Annotated in this window: 1 protein-coding gene; it reads left to right on the top strand. The window is 71.2% G+C overall.

All coding sequences use genetic code 11. The features are described 5' to 3' along the window. Positions 1-1974: condensation domain-containing protein (locus tag J2Z30_RS49195; RefSeq protein WP_245389374.1), on the top strand; the 1974-nt coding region annotated here is incomplete at both ends.

Here is a 1974-nt window from a genome sequence, read left to right as displayed (position 1 = left end):
GCGCGGTGGACGGCTGACGGTGAGTTGGTGTTCGCGGGTCGGGTGGATGAGCAGGTGAAGATCCGTGGTTTCCGGGTGGAGCCGGGTGAGATCGAGGCCGTGCTCGCCGCGCACGAGAGTGTGGGCCAGGTCGCGGTCGTCGTGCGTGAGGACCGGCAGGGCGACAAGCGCCTCGTGGCCTACGTCGTACGCAGCGGCGATGGCGAGGGTGATCTGGCTGGGCTGCGGGAGTACGTGGCCGAGCGGCTGCCCGAGTACATGGTCCCGGCAGCCGTGATGGCCATGGACACCCTCCCCGTCACCACCAACGGCAAGCTGGACCGCGCCGCGCTCCCCGCCCCGGAGTTCGGCGCCGCCACCGGGCGGGGCCCCGCCACCCCGGTCGAGGAGATCGTCGCCGGGGTCTTCGGCGAGGTGCTCGGGCTGGACTGGGTGGACGCGGAGGCGTCCTTCTTCGAGCTGGGTGGCGACTCCCTGCTCGCCATGCGGCTCATCGCCCGCATCCGCGCCGTCCTGGGCGCGGAGCTCACCATCGGGGAGCTCTTCGCCGCCCCCTCGGCCGCCGGCGTGGCCCGGCTGGTCGACGCGGCAACCGGCCAGACGCACGCCGTACTGACGTCTCGGCCCCGGCCGGAGGTACTGCCGCTGTCGTTCGAGCAGCAGCGCATGTGGTTCCTCAACCAGCTCGAAGGCGCGGGCGAGGGGGCCGCGTACAATCTCCCGCTGGCCCTGCGGATGTCCGGCGAACTGGACCCCGCGGCGCTGGAAGCCGCGCTGGGCGATGTCGCCGACCGGCACGAGAGCCTGCGCACGATCTACCCGGCGAGCGAAGGCGTCCCGCGTCAGCAGGTACTCGAAGGCGCCGCGGGCAGGCCGCCGCTGGTCGTGGTGGACACCACCGAGGACGAGATCGCCGAAACCCTCACGGTCCACGTGGGCCGCGGTTTCGATGTCAGCGTCGATCTGCCCTGGCGGATCCGGCTGCTCAGGACCGGCCCCACGGACTTCATCCTGCTCATCGTGGCGCACCACATCGCGGTCGACGGCTGGTCGATGGGCGTGCTCGCGCAGGATCTGGAGACCGCCTACACCGCCCGCCATCAGGGCCGACTCCCGAGCTGGGAGCCACTGCCCGTGCAGTACGCGGACTACGCGCTCTGGCAGCGTGAGGTGCTCGGTGACCTCGGCGATCCGCAGAGTGTGATCAGCGGGCAGCTGGACCACTGGCGGCGGACGCTCGCCGGTGCCCCGGAGGAGCTGGACCTGCCGACGGACCGGCCCCGACCGGCCGCGCCGTCGTTCCGCGGGCGCACCCTGCCGGTGGAGGTGGACGCGGAGACCCACGCCCGGCTGGTGGAGCTGGCGCGGCGTGGCCGGGCGACGATGTTCATGGTCGTACACGCGGCGCTGGGGGTTCTGCTGTCGCGGATGGGTGCGGGTACGGACATCCCCATCGGCACGGCGACCGCGGGTCGCGGTGACGCGGCGCTGGACGGGCTGGCCGGGTTCTTCGTCAACACGCTGGTGCTGCGCACCGATCTGAGCGCCGACCCGGGCTTCGATGAGCTGCTGGCCCGGGTGCGGGAGGCCGATCTGGCGGCGTACGCGCATCAGGATGTGCCGTTCGAGCGGCTGGTCGAGGATCTCAACCCCACCCGATCGCTGTCCCGAAACCCGCTGTTCCAGATCATGCTCGTTCTCCAGAACCTGCCCGCGTCCCAGGGGCGCTGGAATCTGCCCGGGTTGCGGGTCGGGCCGCTGGAGGCGACCTCGCAGGAGTCCACCGCGAAGTTCGACCTGTCGCTGACCCTGGCCGAACGGCGCGACAGCGAAGGTGATCCGGCCGGGCTCGTGGGTGGGCTGCTGTATGCGACCGATTTGTTTGATGAGGGCACGGTGCGGTTGTTGGCGGGGCGGTTGGTGCGGGTGTTGGAGCAGGTGGCGGTTGATTCTGGGGTGCGGGTGAGTGGGATT

Origin of the sequence: Streptomyces iranensis (genome assembly GCF_017874715.1) — a bacterium.
Lineage (GTDB): Bacteria > Actinomycetota > Actinomycetes > Streptomycetales > Streptomycetaceae > Streptomyces > Streptomyces iranensis.
Note: the sequence above shows the minus strand (reverse complement) of the source record. Positions and strands in the feature narration are given on the sequence as shown.